We start from the raw sequence: 17,019 nt of genomic DNA, 5'->3' as shown, positions 1-17,019 counted from the left end.
TCACACGAGCAACGAGCCGTGTCCCATGGCGCGGAGCATTGACAATAACTCCGAGCGAGATCGCGCACCGATCCGACGTCGGATCCGGGCGACGTGATGCTCCACCGTCTTCGCGGAGATGTACAGCCGCGCGCCGATCTCGCGGTAGGTCAGTCCGAGCAGCACCAGTTCGGCGACTTCGCGTTCCCGCTCGCTCAGAATCGCTGCGCCGTCCGCCGGGGCATCCGGCGCGTTCGAGGCGCGCGGCGCGGCGGTCGGCGGGACCGGCTGCTCCTGCGGCTTGGACTCGGCGCGCACCATACGGGCCAGCTTGAGCAGCGCCGTCGCGGTCGAGGACTCGGCGGCCGACAGCGCGGCCTCGCTGGCCAGCCGGGCCGCGTCCCAGGTCAGGCCGATTTCGCGCAGCCCGTTGACGGCCACCTCGACCGGTTTCACTTCGACCTGTCCGCGCAGCACGAGCACCCAGGTGCGGCCCGCGTCCACCAGCACGGCCGCGTGCCGGTCACCGGCCTCCGCGGCGGCTTTGAGCAGTCGCGCGTGCGGCAGCAGTTCCGCGGGGCTCTCGTGCGCGATGGCGGCCTGCACGCCGTACCAGTGGAAAGCATTGGCCCAGGCGGGCGGCTGATCGAGGCGGCCGAGCAGGGCGAGTGTCGCGTCGACGAGCGGCGCAATGCGGCGTTCGTCGCGCAGCCGGATGCCCGCGAGCCACAGCTCCCCGATCGGCAGAACGGTGAGCAGGTCGGCGTCGACGTCGTCGAAAAGCGGGTAGGCGGCTTGCCACGCGCGGGTCAGCGCGGCGTGGTCGCCGCCGCGACGGGCCAGGCCGACCGCGACGCCGTGCGCGAGCAGCCGGTCGCGGACGTCGAGCTGGTCCCAGTCGAAGGCGGCGACGGTGTTCGCCGCGGCCTGTTCGTCACCGCCGAGCATGGCCGCCCACGCGGTGAGCACTTGAAGTTGATGGCAGCGCAGCCCGCTGGTGGCGGCCCGGCGCAGCGCGTCACCGGCGCGGCGCGGCTCACCCGTGCTCAGGCACAGCAGAGTCGCGATGGAGACGGCCGTGCACGGCAGGAAACGGTCGACGCCGGAGTCGGCGTGCGCGGCCTGGATGAGCGCGGAAACCGCGGTGGGCGTCGCGCTTCCGTGGTCGACGAGGGTGTTCGAGAGCGCGGTCGCGATGAGTTGGGCGTGCGCGCCCGCCTGGGTGGGCGGCCAGTTGCCCGCCGTGCCGGACAACTCGCCCGCGGCGTGCACGTTGCCCGCCAGATACAGCACGGTGGCGCCCACCGCCCAGTCCGGCCCCACTCGGTTCGGGCCGAGCCAGCCGTAGAGCTGGGCGGCGCGGCCGATCAGACCGCGGCGAGTCAGGACGCCCGCGCAGATCCGCACGGCGTCGGCGAGTTCGGGGCCGTCGACGCCCGCCCTGGCCAGCACGGGTTCGGCCAGCCGCATGGCGGTCTCACCGTCGCCGGTGCGGGCGGCGGCCTCGGCCCAGCGCAGCGCGATCTGATTCGCATCGGCGCCTGCGGAGGCGGCGGCGGCGTAGTAACGGACGGCCTCGCGTCCGGCGGTTTCGGCTGCGGTGCAGAGGAATTCGGCGAGCCGAGGGTCGCGGACGCCGGATTCGGCGAGCAGCAGCGCGGTGTGGTCGCGCAGCAGGCCCGCGTCCAGGCGTGCGGTGAGCAGCCTGCGCTGTACTGCGACGAACCTGCGGTCGCCGAGCATGGTGCGCAGCGGAGCGACCGCGGGGGCCAGCAAGAGATCGGCGTCGGTCACCAGGGCGGTGGCGCGGGCGCGGTCGATGAGGGACTGAGCGGCAGTGGATTCGACGCCGAGCACCTCGGTGAGTTCGCTGGAATCCAGGCCGGTCCCGGTGGTCGCGACGACCAATGTCTCCAGCAGGTCCGGTTCCAGGTTGTCCAGCTGCGAGCGCGACCAGTCGGCCACCGCCTCGTCCACGACGCGAATCCCGGCGTCCAAGCGCGCCGAGCAGGCCGCGGTGAGCGCCGCGACGACGCCGCCGCGGATGCCGCCGGTCTGCTGATGGATGTGCTGAGCGACGGGCCGCGGCACCATCATGCCCAATTCCCTTGCGAAGGGCAGGATGTCGGCGACGCCGAGTGGTCTCAGGTCGACGATGCGCCCGCGCCGGGCCACCGCCTCGGCGAGGGTGCGCAGCTGCGGGTCGTGCGGGCGCGGCTGCACCGCGATCACCGCCGTGTAGTTGCCGGATTCGACCGCGGCGCAGAGCGTTCGCAGTTCCGTCGCGCCCAAGGTGTGCGCGTTGTCGATGACGAGCGCGGGGCGGGGCGCGTCCGGGTCGACGCTGTCCACGTGGCGGTGGTGCGCGCCGTTCGTCGCCGCCGTCGGACCGGGTGCGGCGACGTTGTCCTGCAAGGGAATACCGCGTCCGCGCAGGCGCGTCCGGATGACGGAGAGCAAGGTGGACTTGCCGGTGCCCGAGCGGCCGCGGATCAGGTAGACCGCCGGTTCCTGCTCGGCGCTGTCGAGTTCACGCAGGATGTCGCGGGCGCTCGGCAGGGTGTCGAACGCCGTGTCAGCCACCGTTCCCCCCGAGGATCTCGCCCGGCGCGCGCAGCACCGTGCCGACCGCGCCGCCCACTCCGTCCACGACCTCACCGAGCGGTTCGGTCAGCACTTCGGTGGGCAGGTCCGGGACCTGGGGTTGTTGGGGCTGCGGCTGTTGTGGCTGCGGCTGCGGTTGCGGCGCAGGGGGATTGGGGCCGGGAGTGGGTTGCGGCGCTGTCTGTTCTCCGGCAGCGGGCTGTCCCGGCGCGGGTTGCCCGGGCGCGGGCTGACTGTTCACCACCGCCACGGTGCTGGAGCCGGGAACCGAGTTCGCCGTCGAACCAGGCTGTGCGGAAACGGGTTTCGGCTGCTGTGGTGTGCCGTTGCCGGAATCGGTGACGGGAGTGTCCGTTACAGGTGCGCCCGTGCCGCCGGGGGCCGCGACTTCGGCGGGTCCCGGCGACGTGGACTGTTCGGCGGTGGGCGAGTTCGCCGGGGACTGCGCGCCGGTGCCGATCGCGACAGTTCCGGTGGCGAGCAGTCCGATGACCAGGGCCGCACCCGCGACGATCGCGGCGCGCTGGCGGCCGGTGAGCCTGCGAATACGGGAAACCGGCAGCGCGTTCTCCTTGCCGCCGGGACGGCTGGACCGCTCGAGGGCGGGCAGCTCCTTGGTCTTCGGCGCGGCGGGGGTCTGGGCGAGCGCCGCGACCGGCGCGGTGTCGATCGCGCTGTCCAGCAGGTCCGCGGCCAGCGCGGCAGCCCCGCGTGCACTGGTGTTGGCGGGCTCGGGCGCGGCGACCAGCGGGAGACCGAACTCGCTCGAGATCAGCTCGCCGACCAACGGAATCGCACCTCCGCCGCCGGTCAGCAGCACCCGGCTGATGTCGCCGATGTCGAGTCCGGCGCGGTGCACGGTGTCGCGGATCAGATCGATGGAGGTGAGCAGCGGACCGCGGATCAGTTCTTCCAGCTCGCTGCGGACCAAGCGGATCTGGTCGCCCGCGGGAGAAGTCGGGTCGAGGCGGACGGGGACGACCGTGGCGGTATTTATGGAAAGCTCTTCTTTCGCATTTTTGCAGCGCTCTCGTAATACCGACAATTCGCGTTCCACAACCGGGTCGAACGGATCGAAATCATTTCCACGCAATGCGTTAGCCAGCACGTAACGCATGGTCAGCAGATCGAATTCGGAACCGGCGACGTCGGTCGAGCGGAGCGACGCGAGCAGGGCCGTCTGACTACCCGTGCGCACCACCGAGACGGTCGATCCGGTCGCGCCGAGGTCGTAAACCACCAGCGCGCCCTCGCCGAGCGGACCGTGCGCGGCCTCGAGCCACTGCACCGCCGCCGTCGGCTCGGGGACGAGCGTCACTTCGTGCAGGCCCGCGGCGTCCAACGCGGCGCGCTGCACGTCGATCGTGTGCCGCGACCACCACGCCGGATGGCAGGCGACGACGGCGCCGGGCTGTTCCCCTGTGGCATCGGCGATTTCGTCGATGAGACAGGTGACGGCCGTGGCGACCAAGTCCTCCGCCGCGTGCGCGGAACCGTTTTCGGCCAGGATGTCGACCGGATCGCCGACCCGAGCCAGAAACCCTTCCAGCACCGCGTCACTGGAGTGTCTTCCGGTGCGCCCCGCGCCGGACCCGAAGGTAGGCGGGGCGTCCTGGCTCAGACGCAACACACTCGGGTGGCTCACGACGGCGCCGCCCGCCGCGGGGCCTGCCTGGGTGTCGCCGATCTCACCCGTCGTCGCCACGGCGACCGAATTCGACGCCCCGACCTTGATGCCGAGCGCCAGACGCTGTGTCATTGGTGAACCTCGTATGGGGAAACCGTGGGATCCGGTAGTCGCTGCTGTGTTGTTCGATTGTGCGATATAGCCGTGTGATCCGGCCTGCCAGATCTGTCGGTTGCTGGGGGGCCGCCGTTACCGAGGTAGGGGAAAGTGCGGGGAAATGCCCCTAATGGCGGACGCGCCCCTAATGCGTCGCTCTCGTGATTGGTGGGGGTCCGCCCCGTTCCCCCGTAACGCGAGGCGTGCCTAGCGTGAAATGCATTCCAACGAGTGCGGATCGCGTGGTCCGCCGATCCCAGGAGACGATCCTCGATGACCCCCAATGTGATTCTCGAGTTCATCCTCGGCCTGCTGCGCGACCGCGAGGCCGCGGTGGGTTACTGCGCCAACCCGGAAGGCGCGCTGGCCGCCGCGGGACTGTCCGCGGTCACGCCGGAGGACATCGCCGCGGTGGCCCCGATGGTGGCCGAGTCGGCTTTGGTGGCCGGCGGCTCGCAGCTGTCGGCGATCGTCGCGGCGGGCACGTCGGCCGGTGCCGCCGTCGGCGTCGGTGCGGCCGCGTCGGCGGGTGCGAACGCGGCGGTCGGCGCGGGCGTCGACCTGGGCGCCGGTGTGAACACCGACATCGACCTCGGCGCGGATTTGAACACCGACATCGACCTGGGCGCCGGTGTGAACACCGACATCGACCTCGGCGCGGATCTGAACACCGACATCGACCTCGGCCTGAACGGCGATCTCGGCGCGGGGCTCGACCTGGGCGGCGCGCTCGGCGCGGGCCTCGGCGGGGTTCTCGGGGCGGGTGCGGGTGTGGGCGCTGGTCTGGGTGGTGCTGTCGGTGGCGTGCTGGATGGCGTCGGTGATATCGCTGCCGGAGCGGGCGCCGGTCTCGGTGGCGTGCTCGAGGGGGCTCTCGGGGCGGGCGTGGGTGTGGGCGCTGGTCTGGGTGGTGCTGTCGGTGGCGTGTTGGACGGTGTCGGTGATATCGCCGCCGGAGCGGGTGCTGGTTTGGGTGGTGCGCTCGATGTGGGCCTCGGCGCTGGCGCTGACCTGGGCGCGGGTCTCGAAGGTTCCGTCGGCGCTGGTCTGGAAGGCGCGGTGGGTGCGGGCGCGGGTCTCGGCGGCGCGCTGGAAGGCACGATCGGATCCGTCGCGGAGGCGGGCGCGGACCTGTCTGCGGGCCTCGGCGGCGCTCTAGGCGCAGGCGGCGAGCTCGCGGGCGGGCTCGAAGGGGCGCTCGGCGCAGTCGGAAACGTGGGCGCTGGCCTGGGCGCGAGCCTCGACGGCGCACTCGGAGCTGGCGGCGAGTTCGGCAGCGACCTGTCCGCTGGTGTCGACGGCGCGATCGATGCGGGTGCCGATCTGGGCGCTGGCCTGGGCGGTGCGCTGGACGCGGGCCTCGGTGCCGGTGCCGGAATCGGCGGTGATCTGTCGGCGGGACTCGGTGGCGCTCTTGGTGCCGGTGCGCAGGCGGGTGTCGACCTGGGCGCGGGCCTGGGTGGCGCGCTGGATGCGGGCGCCGATCTCGGCGGTGATCTGTCGGCCGGTCTCGGTGGTGCTCTCGGCGCGGGAGCTCAGGCGGGTGCCGACCTCGGTGCGGGCTTGGGTGGCGCGCTCGATGCTGGCGGCGAGTTCGGCAGTGACCTGTCCGCTGGTGTCGGCGGCGCGATCGACGCGGGGGCAGAAGCCGGTGCCGGATTGGGTGCGGGCCTCGGTGGTGCGCTGGACGCGGGTGCCGAGTTCGGTGGCGATCTGGCTGGTGGTCTGAGTGGCGCTGTGGATGCGGGCATTGGCGCGGGCGCTGGTCTGGGCGCGGGACTCGAGGGTGCCGTAGGTGCGGGCGCCGATCTCGGCGGTGATCTGTCGGCCGGTCTCGGTGGTGCTCTCGGCGCGGGTGCGCAGGCGGGTGCCGACCTCGGTGCGGGCCTGGGTGGCGCGCTCGATGCTGGCGGCGAGTTCGGCGGTGACCTGTCCGCTGGTGTCGGCGGCGCGATCGACGCCGGTGCCGGCTTGGGCGGTGCGCTCGATGCGGGTGCCGACTTCGGCGGCCAGCTTGCCGGTGGTCTGGAGGGTGCGCTGGATGCGGGCCTCGGTGCGGGCACCGAACTCGGCGGTGACCTGTCGGCTGGTCTCGGTGGCGCTCTCGGCGCTGGCGCTCAGGCCGGTGCCGATCTGGGCGCGGGCGTAGGCGGTGCGCTGGATGCGGGCGCCGAGTTCGGCGGTGATTTGTCCGCTGGTGTCGGTGGCGCGATCGACGCGGGTGCTGAGGCTGGTGCCGGTTTGGGTGCTGGTCTGGGCGGTGCGCTGGATGCGGGTGCCGAGTTCGGCGGCGAGCTGGCCGGTGGTCTGGAAGGCGCGTTGGACGCGGGTGTCGGTACGGGCGCCGAACTGGGTGGCGATCTTTCCGCCGGTGTCGATGGTGCGCTCGGCGCGGGTGCTCAGGCGGGTGCCGATCTGGGTGCGGGACTGGGCGGCGCGATCGACGCGGGTGCGGACTTCGGTGGTCAGCTGGCCGGTGGTCTGGATGGCGCGATCGACGCGGGTGCCGGGCTCGGTGGTGACCTTTCCGCTGGTCTCGGTGGCGTGATCGACGCCGGTGCCGAGGCGGGCGCTGATTTCGGCGGCGGGCTCGAAGCTGGTCTCGGCGGTGCGGTCGACGCGGGGACCGAGTTCGGTGGTGATCTGTCGGCCGGTTTCGATGGTGCGCTGGACGCGGGGACGAATCTTGCTGCGGGCGTAGAGGGTGCGCTCGGAGCGGGTGCCGAGGCGGGCGCTGGTCTCGCGGGTGGCCTCGAGACCGGGTTCGGTGGCGCGGTCGACGCGGGCGCGGACTTCGGCGGTGATCTTGCCGCGGGCCTCGAAGGCGCTGTCGGTGCGGGCACCGGGCTCGGTGGGGGACTGGAGTCCGGGTTCGGCAGCGCGATCGATGCCGGTGCGGACTTCGGCGGTGATCTTGCCGCGGGTGCGGGTGCGGGTCTGGAAGGCGCGTTCGGTGCGGGCGCGGAAGCTGGCGCCGGACTGGCCGGTGGTCTCGAGACCGGGCTGGGTGGCGCGGTCGACGCTGGTGCGGATTTCGGGGGCGACCTGGCCGCCGGTCTGGGCGGCGGCTTCGAGGGTGCGCTGGGTGCCGGTGCGGAAGCCGCGGCCGGTCTGGAAACCGGGCTGGGCGGCGCGCTCGACGCGGGGACTGGTTTGGAGACCGGTCTCGGTGGCGGGTTCGGCGCTGATCTCGCGGCCGGTCTCGGTGGCGCGGTCGATGCGGGCGCCGGTCTGGCCGGTGGGCTGGAAGGCGCGGCGAACGGCGCGCTCGAGGCGGGCGGCGAACTGGCCGGTGGCGTCGAAGGCGCGCTGAGCGCGGGCGCCGAGGCCGGGGCCGGAGTGGCGGCCGGGCTCGGGACCGCGGCGGAGTTCGGCGGCGACTTCGCCGGCGGCATCGGCGGGGCTGTCGAGGCCGGTTCGGGCCTGGGCGCCGGGCTGGAGAGCGGGTTGCAGGGGGCGGTGGAAGCCGGAGCGGGCGTCGGGTCCGGTGTGTCCGGCGGGGCGAACGCGGGTGGTCAGGCGGTCACCGGCCTGGAGACGAGCATGTCGGCCGGGCTGGGCACGGTGCTCGGCGCGGAGCACGAGATCGGCGGCGGGCTGAACAGCGAACTCGGCGGTGTGCTCGCCAGCGGCGCGCAGGGCGGCGCGGAACTGGGCGGCGGTTTGCAGGGCTTGGTCGGCGGTGTGTCCGGGTTCGGCGGCGACCTGTCCGGCGGCGCCGAAGCCGCCGTCGAGGCGGGCGGCGAATTCGGATCCGGTCTGGAGACAGGCTTTTCCGGCGGTATCGAGTCCGGCGCGGCGGCCGGCGCCGACCTGGCGGGCGGCCTCGGCGGCGCGCTCGAAGCGGGCGGCCAGGCGGTGTCCGGGCTCGAGGCGGGCCTCTCGGCGGGTGTCGGCGCGGCCACGCAGGCGGGCGCCGGTCTCACGGCTGGACTCGAGGGTGCGATCGGCGCGGCGGGTCAGGCGGGCGCCGGGCTCGAGTCGGGTCTCTCGGCCGGACTGGGTGCCGCGGGGAACGCGGGCGCTGGCCTGAGCAGCGGCCTCGAAGCTGGTCTGGGCGCTGCCGGGAATGCCGGTGCGGGCCTCAACAGCGGTCTCGAAGCTGGTTTGGGTGCGGCAGGCAACGCCGGTGCCGGTCTGTCCGGCGGCCTGGAAACCGGCCTCGGCGCCGCGGGCAACGCGGGCGCTGGCCTGAACAGCGGGCTCGAAGCCGGTCTCGGTGCCGCCGGAAACGCGGGTGCCGGTCTGTCCGGTGGTCTGGAAACCGGCCTCGGCGCCGCGGGCAACGCGGGTGCGGGCCTCAACAGTGGCCTCGAGACCGGCCTGGGCAACGCGGGCGCCGGTCTGGACTCCGGCCTCGGCGGCAACCTCTCCTCCGGAGCGTCCGGCGCGTTCGAAGGCGGCGCGGACGCCACGGGTTCGCTCGGCGCGCAGGGTGCGCTCGGCGGCGGTTCGGACCTGGGTGGCAGCATCGGATCCACGGCGGAGACCACCGCGAACACCTGGTCGTCGCTGGACGTTTCGAGCGCGTTCGGCTCCGGCTTCGACGGCGGCCTCGGCACTACCGGCGAGACCTCGCTGTTCGCCGAGGGCGAGTCGAGCGCCGAGCTCGGCGGGTCGACGGACCTGTCGGGTGACGCGTTCCTGCACTGAGAGAGGACGACAACGCGATGGGAACACCCGTACCCGCTTCCGCGCCCGGAGTGCCGCTGCTGTCGGTACTGGGTGAGACCATCGCCGCGGCGCGCGCCGCGGGTCGCACCGACCTCGTCGGCCGCCTGGAAACGGCGGCCGACCGGGTCCGCGACCCGCGGCGTCGCATCGTGATCGCGGGCCAACTCGGCCAGGGCAAGAGCCGTTTCGTGAACGCCCTGCTGAACTTCGACATCTGCCCGGTGGGCGACGACGCGACCACGGTCGTCCCCGCCACACTCTCGCACGGTGAATACGCGCAGGCTCAGTTCCTGCTCACCGAACCGCGCGGCGGCAGCGAGAGCCGGGTGCCGGTCCCGATCGAACAGATTCCGACGATCGACTCCCGCAGCCCGCTCGCCGACGGCAGGCGGATGATGCGCCTGGAGATCCAGCTGCCGAATCCGCTGCTCGCCGACGGCATCGTCCTCGTCGACACCCCGGGCGTCGGAGGGCACGGAAACGCCAGCGCCACAACGGTTCTCGGCATGGTTCCGGCCGCCGACGCGGTGTTCGTGCTGTCCGACGCCTCCACCGAGATCACCGAACCCGAGCTCGCCTTCCTGCGCCAGGTCCGCGAGCTGTGCCCGACGGTCGCGCTGCTGCTCACCAAGACCGATCTGTACCCGCACTGGCGCCAGGTCCACGAGGCGAATCTCGGCCACCTGTACCGCGCCGGGTTGGAGGTGCCGATCATCCCGGTGTCCGCGCTGCTGCGCGAGCACGCCATGCGTTTACAGGACGCGCAGCTCGGCCAGGAATCGGGTTTCGGTGTGCTGTATCAATTCCTGCGCGAGCAGGTGGTCGCACGCGACCAGGCCGAGACCCGCGCCGCCGTCGCGCGCGACATCCAGTCCGCCGCAGAGCATCTGGCGCTCGCGCTGGGCAGTGAACTCGTCGCGCTGCGCGATCCGAACCAGGGCGCGGCCGCGATCAAGGAACTCCAGTCCGCGAAAGCCGCTGCGGAAGACCTGCATCGGCGCACCGCCGCCTGGCAGCAGACGCTCTCCGACGGAATCACCGATCTGGCAAGCGATGTCGACCACGACCTGCGAGATCGCTTGCGACACCTCACCCGAACCGGCGAGGAGTGGATCGACGAGCACGACCCGGGCAGGCACTGGGACGCCATCACCGAATGGCTCACCGGCACCGTCGACAGTGCCCTCGCCGACAACCTGCTGTGGACCCACAAACGCGCGGTCCAGCTGGCCGAACAGGTCGCCGAACACTTCATCCACTTCGGCGCCGTCGACCTGCCCGACGTGAAGAGCGGATTGAACGCCGAGGACAACCCGATCTCCGGCACCCTCGGCGATCTGGAACCGGACATCGGCTTCGCCAGCAAGCTGCTCGTCGGCATGCGCGGTTCCTACGGCGGTGTGCTGATGGTCGGTCTCGCCAGCACCTTCGCCGGACTGGCCATGCTCAATCCGATCTCCATCGGCGCGGGTGTCATCGTGGGCGGCAAGGCTTTTCGCGACGACAAGCAGGCCCGCCTCGCGCGCCGCCGGGTCGAGGCGAAGAACGCGGTGCGCCGCTTCGTCGACGACGTCGCCTTCCAAGCGGGCAAGGAATCCAAGGACCGCCTGCACCGCATCCACCGCGCCCTGCGCGACCACTACAGCGGTGTCGCCGAGCGCAGCCTCCGCTCCCTCGAGGACTCGCTGCGCGCCGCGCAGGAGGCGGCCACGATGGAGACCGCGCGCCGCACCGAGCGCTGCACCGTGCTGGAACGGCAGCTGCGCTTCGTCGCGGAACTGCGCCGCTACGCCGACGCGATGCAACAGCCCATCGCCGCCGCGCCCGTCCGGGGAGCCCTCGGTACGGTATCGGGGTGATCACGACACCCCACTCGCGCTCGACCAGGGGCGCCGCGTCCTTCCGGTGCGCATCCGTCGAGGCCCGAATCGGCGTTCGCGCCATGGGGCGCCGGTGACCACGAGAGTCGCGCCCGGCATCGTCGTCGAGGCGCATCGGCTGGTGGACGCGGCCAGGCAGGCGTTCGCGCGCGAACCGCGCCCCAGGGCTCTGCTCGCGGACTGCGCGCGCAGGTTGGATCAGCCGCTGCGGGTCGCGCTGGCGGGTTCGCTGAAGGCGGGCAAGTCGACGCTGTTGAACTCGCTGGTCGGCCAGGACATCGCGCCGACCGACGCGACCGAGTGCACCAGGGTGGTCACCTGGTATCGCAGCGGCCCGACCCCGAGCGTCACCGCGTACGCCCCCGACGGCGCCACCGCGAACGTGGTGGTGCGCCGCGGCGGTGGTGCGCACGGCCTGACCTTCGACCTGGAACGGCTGAACTGGAACGCGCCGGGCCCGCGCGAGGTCGACCACCTCGAGGTCGAATGGCCCGCCGCCGCGCTGGCGCACACCACCATCATCGACACACCGGGCACCTCCTCGCTCTCGCGCGAGGTGTCGCGGCGCACCGCCCGCCTGCTGACCCCCGACGACGAGGAGGCCGAGGCCACCCTTTCCGTCCCCGGCGCCGACGCGGTCGTCTATCTGCTGCGCAGGTTGGACGCCACCGACGTTCGCTTCCTGGAGCGCATCGGTTCGGGAACCGCTGCGCGGCAAGGCGCTTCGGGATTGACCGGTCCTCTCGGTGTGGTCGGTGTCGTCTCACGGGCGGATGAGATCGGCGCTGGACGCATCGACGCACTGCATTCGGCTCGCGACGTCGCGTCCCGGTTCGCCACCGAGCTGGAGCGAACCGGGTTGTGCCAGGCCGTGATTCCCGTCGCGGGCCTGCTCGCCTTCGCCGCGGAGACGCTGCGGCAACAGGAGTTCACCGCGTTCCAGGCCTTGGCGAGCGTCCCGGTAGACGATCTGACCGCGGCGATGTTGTCGGCGGATCGCTTCGCGCGCCCCGACATTCCGCTGCCCGTCGCGCCGGAACTGCGCGCCCAGCTGGCCGAGCGTTTCGGCATGTTCGGTATTCGCATGGCCGTCACTTTGATTCGGCTCGGCGTCCGCGATTCCGCCACGCTCGCCGCGGAATTGACCAGCCGCAGCGGCGTCGACGAGCTGCGCTCGGTCCTCGACGTCCAGTTCGGCCAGCGGGCCGACCAACTCAAGGCGCATTCGGCACTGACGGCACTGGCCAGGGTGCTGACCGCCTATCCGGGCACCTCCGCCGATCAACTGATGCCCCGAGTCCGCACCCTGCTCGCCGACGTGCACGGTTTCGCCGAACTGCGCCTGCTCGGGCGCTTGCGCACCGACGAATTGACACTGCCCCCAGCGGATCTCGCCGAACTGCACCGTTTGATCGGCGGCTCGGGCATCGCACCCCACCTGCGCCTCGGCCTCCCGCCGAATGCGGGCCCGGAGGCGCAGCGGGCGCAGGCCGTCGCCGCGGTCCGCAAATGGCGCGAACGCGCCCGCCACCCCATGGCCGACCAGCTCACCACCCTCGCCTGCCTCACCGCCGCCCGCAGCGCCGAGGGCACGTTGAGCATGCTGCCCCCGGCGCCGGAGATGCGCATGGGCCGCCGCTGATCGGCTTCCGCGCGGTGGCGACGGCACCTCGATCGTGCGCCCGGCACGACCGGCCCGCCGTGGTCGACAACTCCGGATCGATCGCTTCCCGCGCGGTGCACACCCAGACGTGGCTGGAATGGCTGCGGTGCTGCCGCTCAGCGAACTCGGCCACATGGTGAGCAGCGTTGGTGGACACATTGCCCGCGCACTGCCGCGGTTCGATTCCCTGGCATCAACGCGCCGACTCGGGGTACGCGTCCGGCAGGAGTACTTCCGCCTCGCCTTCGGCCGTGCGTGGTCTGTGGGCGGACGGCGCCTGTAAGGAGGCCGTGATGAGCGATCGCGAAGTCGTGCAGACCCTGCTGGACCGCGCGGGCACCGGATACGCCGCCGAGGCGGGCATCAAGCTCGCGGACAAACCAGCGCCGCTGTTCCAATTACTGATGCTCGCCGAACTGCTGAGCACCAGAATCTCCGCCGACATCGCCGTTTCCGCCGCCAAGGAACTGATCGACAGCGGTTACCGCACGCCGCAGAAGGTCGCCGACGCCGACTGGCAAGACCTCGTCGACGCCCTCGGCCGCGCCCACTACAAGCGCTACGACGAGAGCACCGCGACCCGGCTCGGCGCGAACGCCCACCGGGTCCTCGACCAGTACCACGGTGACCTGCGCGAACTGGCCTCCGCGGCGGACGGTGACGCCCATCGGGCCGCCGACCTGCTCCAAGAATTCGACGGCATCGGCCCGACCGGCAGCGACATCTTCCTGCGCGAAGTCCAAGACACCTGGCCTTGGGCCCGCCCTCATTTCGACGACCGCGCCTTAAGCGGCGCCCGCCGAGTCGGCCTCCCCGCCGCCCCGGAGAAACTCGCCGACTTGGCCCCGCGCGACCGCACCGCCGACTTGGCCGCGGCACTGGTCCGAGTGACCCTGGACGACAAGGTCGCAGACGACCTCCCAACCTGACCCGCCCGCTGCCGCGTGCGCACCAGCGCCACATCAGGCAACTCCCACACGCCCCGCACACGCCTCACACAGCCACCGCCTATGCGAGGAGTGCACACCCTCTGTGGCAACCGCAGCACACCTGCCGCCCACCGCGCCGCCATGACCCCTGCGACCGACGGCCATCGGTAGAGAAAAGGCGGTTGCTCTTCACGGCGTGAGCGCCGAACTGGTCGGGTCGATCAGAATCTTGGCGTGCCGTTCCGGATTGCCGAGCGCGGTGAAGGCGTTGTCGATGCCCTCCAACCCGACCGTTCCGGTGATGAGCGGCGCGGGGTCGACCTTGCCGTCGGCGATCATGTGCAGTGTGTCGCGGAACTCGCCCGGGTCGTAGCCGAGCACGAAGCGCAGCTCGATCTCCTTGTTGATCGCCATCGCCGGGTGGAAGCGGTCGGTCTCCATGCACACGCCGACCACCACGACCCGGGACAGCGGCGGAGCGGCGGTGAGAATTTGGTCGATGATGCCAGGAACGCCGACGCATTCGAAGATCACCGGTCCGGCGGGTCCGCCTTCGAACGTGTGCGCGAGCCGAAAGACGTACCACCACGGCAGATTCGGGACCCGGCGCAGGCGCTGCATGGTGTCGAATCCGAGTCCCAGCAGATCCGTGACGCTCCCGATCCCCTTCTTTGGCGCTGCCTCCCAAGGGGATTCGGACGCCGGATCCACCACGACATCCGCACCGCACGCGGCGGCGAGTTCGCGGCGGCGCGGCGAGAAGTCGCTCGCGATCACCGTGCGAACGCCCGCCGCTTTCAGCATGCTGATCACCGCGAGACCGATCGGCCCGCAGCCGATCACGAAAGCGGTCCGACCCTTGCCGACCCGCCCCTTGCGAACGGCGTGCCAGGCCACCGCCATCGGTTCGGTGAGCGCGGCCAGCTCCGCCGAAAGTCCGTTCGGCACCGGCATGGTCATCGACTCCTGCACCACCACCTGCTCGGCGTAGCCGCCGGGCGCGGCCGTCGTCAGTCCGGTGAGATGCGGCTGTCCGTCGTGCCGGATGATCGGCAAGGCAACGACTTTCGTCCCCGGCTTCCACCGCTTCCGGCAGTCCGGACCGTATTCGACTATCTCCCCGCTGAATTCGTGCCCGAGCACCACACTCTGCTCGGATCGCATGAACCCGTCGTACCCGGTCGCGCTCGCCAAATCGGCCATCTCGTCGGCATGCGTCCGAGCATGCAGATCAGATCCGCAGATCCCACACCGAACCACATTGAGCAACACCTGCCCGCGCCCCGGCCGCGGCGTCGGCAACTCCTCGACCTGGAATTTCGTATTCGTCACGACAGCGGCTCGCAAACCGAACTCCTCTCGGACCACCCCGCGCCGAACCTACCACCGCCCGGCCTACCCCCGCGGCCGATCGAATTCCAGCGACGAGCCCGCGACTCTCAGCCGTTGACGAAGGTGAGGCTGGTCGGGTCGTAGCGGGTGCCGGCGATCTGGGAGGGCGGGGCGGCGGATTCGATGGCGGTGAGGTCTTCGGGGGTGAGGGTGAGGGAGAGCGCGGCGAGGTTTTCCTCGAGATAGCGCTGGCGTCGGGTGCCGGGGATGGGGACGACGTCGTCGCCGCGGTGCTGCACCCAGGCCAGGGCGAGTTGGCCCGCGGTGACGCCCTTGGCGGCGGCGAGTTCGTTCAGTTTCGCGACGATCGCCAGGTTCTGTTCCAGGTTGCCGTCGGCGAAACGGGGCTGGCTGCGGCGCACGTCGGTCTCCGCCAATTCGTCGACCGAGTTGTATCGGCCGGTCAGGAAGCCGCGGCCGAGCGGGGAGAACGGGACGATGCCGACGCCGAGCTCGCGGCAGACCGGGAGAATTTCGGCTTCCAGGTCGCGGGTCCACAGCGACCACTCGCTCTGCAACGCGGCGATCGGATGCACCGCGTGCGCCCGCCGGACGGTTTGCGCGCTTGCCTCGGAAAGCCCGAGGTGACGGACCTTTCCGGCCCGCACGAGCTCGGCCATGGCGCCGACGGTCTCCTCGATCGGCACCCGCGGGTCGACGCGGTGCTGGTAGTAGAGGTCGATATGGTCGACGCCGAGCCTGCGCAGCGACGCGTCGCACGCCTGCCGCACGTAGGCGGCGTCGCCGCGGATCGCGGTGGGTTCGCCGAGGCGGTTGGCGAAGCCGAACTTCGTGGCGAGCACCACCTCGTCGCGGCGTCCGGCGATGGCCCGGCCGATCAGCTCCTCGTTGTGGCCGGAGCCGTAGAAGTCGGCGGTGTCGAGGAGGGTCACCCCGAGATCGAGTGCGCGGTGCAGTGTCGCGATCGATTGCGCGTCGTCCGCGGCGCCGTATCCGTGACTCATCCCCATGCATCCCAGGCCCTGCGCGGAGACCGCGAGTCCGCCGAGATGCCGGATGCGACCGTCGATCATGGTGCTACCTCCTGTGCTCGAAAAACCTTCTGGCGTAAGACGCTATGAGTTGGAGTGCGCTCCATGTCAACAAGCGGACACCGAGACCGCGAGTGTGCTCCGCGACCCGAGTTGGTGGCGACCACTCGAGCGCGAGGCGCACCGAACTTCCGTTGACGGAGCGGTAGATCCGATCGGAAGCAGATGGGAAATGCCCCGCCAGGTGAATTTCCCCAGCGGCCGGGCATACCTGCTTCTGGCCATTCCCACCCCCGCGCCGATCGGAGCCCGCCGTGATCCACACCCTGCTGTCCGCCGAGGACTTCCGCCAGGCCCTCGCCAACAACGCCAAGGTCGTCGTCTACTGCCAGGTCGAGCGGGACCCGGAGTGCCAGGACATCAAGAAAGAACTCGACCGCCTCGCCGAGGAGCATGCGGACGTCTCGTTCTTCGCGCTCGACCTGGACACCGTCCGGGACGCCGTGGGGCAGGAACTCGACGACCCGGTCGAGCCGCCGAGCTACTACCTCTTCCTGGACGGAAAACGGGTCGACGTGGTGCGCGGAGCCGCCCGAAACCTGACCGCCGCGTTGAGCGCGCACTTCTGACCCCGCGAACTCCTACCCGCCGCGTGCCGATCGACGTGACGTCTGGCTACCCGCGCTGGCGGTGCTTCGCGTTTTCGCCGAGAGGCACCGGTGTGCCGAACCGCGCCGGCTCGCCCGACACTCGCGGATGACGCCTACGCGAGCGCCAAGAAGACGAGCGACGCCAGCACCACGAGCCCCGAGAGGACCATCCCCACCGTATTCCCCAGCTCGGTCCGCGACGCCCGGGTCGCTTTGTCCAACCCTTCCTCCTTGGCCGACGGCAGGAAGAACAAAACGATGAAGCCGATCGGACCGGCCGCGAGCAACCAGGCCAACGGTTGCAACCCCTTCTTGTACGCGAGTGTGCCGACCAAAGCCATCATGGCGATCGCGATTCCGACCTGCATCCGTCCTCATCCCCGAGCGTTGCGCTGACCTGCCTGCATCGCCTCGGCGGAAATGCTTGTTACACAGCGCAATCGACAATCACGCCACCGAGGCATCGGCGGTTC

At 71.2% G+C, this 17,019-nt stretch carries 12 protein-coding genes and 1 pseudogene; 7 read left to right on the top strand and 6 right to left on the bottom strand.

Going from position 1 to position 17,019, the window contains the following annotated elements:
* Both T333_RS01400 and T333_RS01395 read right to left on the bottom strand, forming a co-directional pair.
* Window positions 1-2,562, bottom strand: coding sequence for a LuxR C-terminal-related transcriptional regulator (locus T333_RS01400; protein WP_496423470.1), 2,562 nt, complete (start codon window positions 2,560-2,562; stop codon window positions 1-3).
* Window positions 2,555-4,342 carry an Hsp70 family protein gene (locus tag T333_RS01395; RefSeq protein ID WP_496423469.1) on the bottom strand — a complete coding sequence of 596 codons (1,788 nt, stop codon included), beginning with the start codon at window positions 4,340-4,342 and terminating at the stop codon, window positions 2,555-2,557. The genes T333_RS01400 and T333_RS01395 overlap by 8 nt, the downstream gene beginning before the upstream one ends.
* A 297-nt stretch (window positions 4,343-4,639) precedes the next feature.
* On the opposite strand from T333_RS01395, the pseudogene T333_RS01390 reads away from it, so the two are divergent.
* Window positions 4,640-4,789 (top strand): annotated as a pseudogene (locus T333_RS01390) (IniB N-terminal domain-containing protein); the annotation flags it as partial.
* 340 nt (window positions 4,790-5,129) lie between these two features.
* Window positions 5,130-5,525: a hypothetical protein gene (locus T333_RS01385; RefSeq protein ID WP_496424168.1), complete on the top strand. Its 396-nt coding sequence runs from the start codon at window positions 5,130-5,132 to the stop codon at window positions 5,523-5,525.
* On the opposite strand, the gene T333_RS01380 is transcribed toward T333_RS01385, so the two are convergent.
* The gene (locus T333_RS01380) at window positions 5,522-7,948 is read right to left on the bottom strand and encodes a hypothetical protein (RefSeq protein ID WP_496424167.1); all 2,427 of its coding nucleotides are present in this window, start codon (window positions 7,946-7,948) and stop codon (window positions 5,522-5,524) included. The genes T333_RS01385 and T333_RS01380 overlap by 4 nt on opposite strands.
* Here T333_RS01380 and T333_RS01375 point away from each other — a divergent pair.
* From T333_RS01375 to T333_RS01360, 4 genes are all read left to right on the top strand, one after another.
* Complete coding sequence (locus T333_RS01375; RefSeq protein ID WP_496424166.1) at window positions 7,910-9,019, top strand: hypothetical protein; 1,110 nt, start codon at window positions 7,910-7,912, stop codon at window positions 9,017-9,019. The two genes, T333_RS01380 and T333_RS01375, sit on opposite strands and share 39 nt — an antisense overlap.
* A 17-nt stretch (window positions 9,020-9,036) precedes the next feature.
* Window positions 9,037-10,899, top strand: coding sequence for a dynamin family protein (locus T333_RS01370; RefSeq protein WP_496423468.1), 1,863 nt, complete (start codon window positions 9,037-9,039; stop codon window positions 10,897-10,899).
* A 94-nt stretch (window positions 10,900-10,993) separates the two neighbouring features.
* The gene (locus T333_RS01365; RefSeq protein WP_496423467.1) at window positions 10,994-12,562 is read left to right on the top strand and encodes a dynamin family protein; all 1,569 of its coding nucleotides are present in this window, start codon (window positions 10,994-10,996) and stop codon (window positions 12,560-12,562) included.
* A gap of 314 nt (window positions 12,563-12,876) precedes the next feature.
* Entirely contained in the window at window positions 12,877-13,512 is a 636-nt protein-coding gene (locus tag T333_RS01360; protein ID WP_496423466.1) for an HhH-GDP family DNA glycosylase, read from the top strand.
* Window positions 13,513-13,701: 189 nt separating this feature from the next.
* Here the strand turns inward: T333_RS01360 and T333_RS01355 are convergent, their stop codons facing one another.
* Together T333_RS01355 and T333_RS01350 are read right to left on the bottom strand one after the other, a co-directional pair.
* A complete protein-coding gene (locus T333_RS01355; RefSeq protein ID WP_496423465.1) occupies window positions 13,702-14,859 on the bottom strand; it encodes a zinc-binding dehydrogenase in 1,158 nt (385 codons plus the stop codon).
* A 92-nt stretch (window positions 14,860-14,951) separates the two neighbouring features.
* Complete coding sequence (locus T333_RS01350) at window positions 14,952-15,923, bottom strand: aldo/keto reductase (protein WP_496424110.1); 972 nt, start codon at window positions 15,921-15,923, stop codon at window positions 14,952-14,954.
* Window positions 15,924-16,210: 287 nt separating this feature from the next.
* On the opposite strand from T333_RS01350, the gene T333_RS01345 reads away from it, so the two are divergent.
* Entirely contained in the window at window positions 16,211-16,525 is a 315-nt protein-coding gene (locus T333_RS01345) for a thioredoxin domain-containing protein (RefSeq protein WP_354998585.1), read from the top strand.
* Window positions 16,526-16,659: 134 nt separating this feature from the next.
* On the opposite strand, the gene T333_RS01340 is transcribed toward T333_RS01345, so the two are convergent.
* The gene (locus T333_RS01340) at window positions 16,660-16,914 is read right to left on the bottom strand and encodes a hypothetical protein (protein WP_354998586.1); all 255 of its coding nucleotides are present in this window, start codon (window positions 16,912-16,914) and stop codon (window positions 16,660-16,662) included.
* Window positions 16,915-17,019: the final 105 nt, after the last annotated feature.

The sequence above is a fragment of the Nocardia sp. CNS-044 genome (assembly GCF_059570515.1).
This window is presented reverse-complemented; position numbering and strand designations above follow the sequence as displayed.

Excerpts from the sequence above, each read along its gene's own strand:
- T333_RS01375 (WP_496424166.1), top strand. The coding sequence starts at position 7,910 with ATGTCGGCCGGGCTGGGCACGGTGCTCGGCGCGGAGCACGAGATCGGC.
- T333_RS01370 (WP_496423468.1), top strand. The coding sequence starts at position 9,037 with ATGGGAACACCCGTACCCGCTTCCGCGCCCGGAGTGCCGCTGCTGTCG.
- T333_RS01395 (WP_496423469.1), bottom strand. The coding sequence starts at position 4,342 with ATGACACAGCGTCTGGCGCTCGGCATCAAGGTCGGGGCGTCGAATTCG.
- T333_RS01340 (WP_354998586.1), bottom strand. The coding sequence starts at position 16,914 with ATGCAGGTCGGAATCGCGATCGCCATGATGGCTTTGGTCGGCACACTC.
- T333_RS01360 (WP_496423466.1), top strand. The coding sequence starts at position 12,877 with ATGAGCGATCGCGAAGTCGTGCAGACCCTGCTGGACCGCGCGGGCACC.